The organism is Cellulomonas sp. GbtcB1, assembly GCF_019091725.1.
Taxonomy (GTDB): domain Bacteria; phylum Actinomycetota; class Actinomycetes; order Actinomycetales; family Cellulomonadaceae; genus Cellulomonas.
Genome location: NZ_JAGXJG010000223.1, coordinates 1 through 279 on the forward strand (window position 1 = coordinate 1; position 279 = coordinate 279).

At 74.6% G+C, this 279-nt stretch carries 1 pseudogene; it reads left to right on the plus strand.

Annotation, left to right across the window (positions count from 1 at the left end):
- Positions 1 to 279 (plus strand): annotated as a pseudogene (locus KVT14_RS20360) (histidine kinase); the annotation flags it as partial.

Consider the following 279-nt stretch of genomic DNA (forward strand, 5'->3'; position numbering starts at 1 on the left):
ACAACGGCAGCACCTCGGTCACCGCCGTCCCGCTGGCGGGGATCACGTCCACCGTCGTCGACTACGTCGTGGTCGAGGTCGTCGTCGCCGTGCTCGGTCTGCTGGTCGCCGCCGCGTTCGCCACCGTGCTGGTGCGCCGGGAGCTGCGCCCCCTGGACCGGGACGCCGCGACCGCGACCCGGGTGTCCGAGATGCCGCTGTCCCGCGGGGAGGACGACATCCGGGAGCGGGTGCCGGACGAGGACACCGACCCGGCCACGGAGGTCGGCCAGGTGGGCT